Source organism: Microcystis sp. LE19-41.2A, from assembly GCF_027530405.1.
Lineage (GTDB): Bacteria > Cyanobacteriota > Cyanobacteriia > Cyanobacteriales > Microcystaceae > Microcystis > Microcystis aeruginosa.
The window spans coordinates 1-1848 of the sequence record NZ_JAPZQJ010000652.1 but is presented as its reverse complement, the minus strand read 5'-3'; the positions used below and the strand labels follow the sequence as shown (position 1 = coordinate 1848).

Below are 1848 nucleotides of genomic sequence, written 5' to 3'. Positions count from 1 at the left end.
CACCCCACACCCACACCCCACACCCCAAAAAAAGGGAATTGGGAGAAAAAATTTTAATTCTGCGTCAAGGATGTTGCAAGGTGACTGGGCAACACTTGGGAATTCTGCTCAAATGCCCCTATCATGAGGTTGACTTTACTACCGATCGAGTTTAAAACTTATATAATTGTGGGTCTGAGGAGTGAAAAAAGTGAAAAAAGTTAATTTTAACGGCCAACCTTTCCATTTTATCGGTATTGGCGGTATTGGGATGTCAGCCCTCGCTTATATCTTAGCCAAGCGCAATTTACCTGTGTCTGGCTCCGATTTACGTCCTACTCATATCACCCAAAGGCTACAGGGAGCGGGAGCGCAGATTTTCCACCGTCAAGAGGCAAATAATTTAGCTTTATTTCATTCTCCAGGCCCTCAAAACAGTAGCCAAACAGTTCCGCAAGTAATCTGCTCCACGGCGATTAATGACCATAACAAGGAATATCAAGCGGCCAGAGACTTAGGATACCCAATTTTTCACCGTAGCGACGTTTTAGCGGCTTTAATCGCTGATTACGACAGTATCGCCGTCGCCGGCACCCACGGAAAAACCACCACTAGCAGCCTAATCGGTTACGTTTTGTTAGAAGCGGGATTAGACCCCACGATCATTGTCGGTGGTGAGGTGGACGCTTGGGAAGGTAACGCTCGTCTTGGTCAAGGGCGTTTTTTAGTGGCAGAGGCCGATGAGTCCGATGGTTCCCTAACCAAGCACGCCCCGAAAATCGGCGTAATCACCAATATTGAGCTAGATCACCCGGATCATTACCAGAATTTAAGCGAAGTTATCGATACTTTCCATGAATTCGCCCATCAGTGCCAGATTTTAGTCGCTTGTTTAGATTGTGACACGATCGCCGAGCATTTCCGTCCGACGATTAGTTATAGTCTCGATCCCGAAAAAGGTGCCGATTACACCGTCAGCGAGATTATCTATGAACAGGGAATGATGAAAGCTTCCGTCTGGGAAAAGGGTAGTTATTTGGGACAAATGGAAGTGAAAATCCCCGGGCAACATAATATTAGTAATGCTTTGGCAGTGGTGGCCATCGGACGTTATCTCGGTTTAGAATTTGCCGTTATTGCCGATGCGATCGCTACTTTTGCCGGGGCAAAACGCCGTTTTGAACACAAGGGAGAAGCAAACGGCATTACTTTTATTGATGATTATGCCCACCATCCTAGCGAATTGTTGGCTACTTTAGCGGCGGCAAAATTAAAGGTAGAAGGCAAACAGTACCAACGTTCGATCGCTATTTTCCAACCCCATCGTTACAGTCGCACCACTGCCTTTTTGGAGGAATTCGGAGCCGCTTTCAGTTCCGCCGATGTGGTAGTCTTAACGGATATTTATAGTGCCGGGGAAGTGAATATCAATCACGTCACCGGGCAGCAAGTGGCTGAACAGGTGAAAAAACACCATAAAAACGCCTACTATCACCCTGAATTGAGTTCTTTAAGTCAATTCCTGCTAGAAATTCTCCAACCAGGGGATCTAGCTCTGTTCCTCGGCGCTGGCAATCTCAATCAAGTTATCCCCGAAATGCTTACTCTTTACCGCGAACAATTAGCAGTTAGAGTATAGGAGCTAGGGAATGGGGAAATGGGGAGATAGGGAGATAGGGAAATTTCAGCTAAATTCCCCACTACCCCAAAACCCTAAAACCCCAACCCTCAACACCCAACACCCAAAACCCTAAAACCCCAACCCCGAGCTAGGGAATGGGGAAATGGGGAGATAGGGAGATAGGGAAATTTCAGCTAAATTCCCCACTACACCCTAAAACCTCAACCCTCAACACCCAACACCCAAAA

The 1848-nt window shown here is 46.7% G+C and carries 1 protein-coding gene; it reads left to right on the top strand.

The features are described 5' to 3' along the window. Window positions 1-190 precede the first annotated feature (190 nt). Window positions 191-1618, top strand: coding sequence for a UDP-N-acetylmuramate--L-alanine ligase (gene murC / locus O9290_RS26985; RefSeq protein ID WP_002760708.1), 1428 nt, complete (start codon window positions 191-193; stop codon window positions 1616-1618). Window positions 1619-1848: the final 230 nt, after the last annotated feature.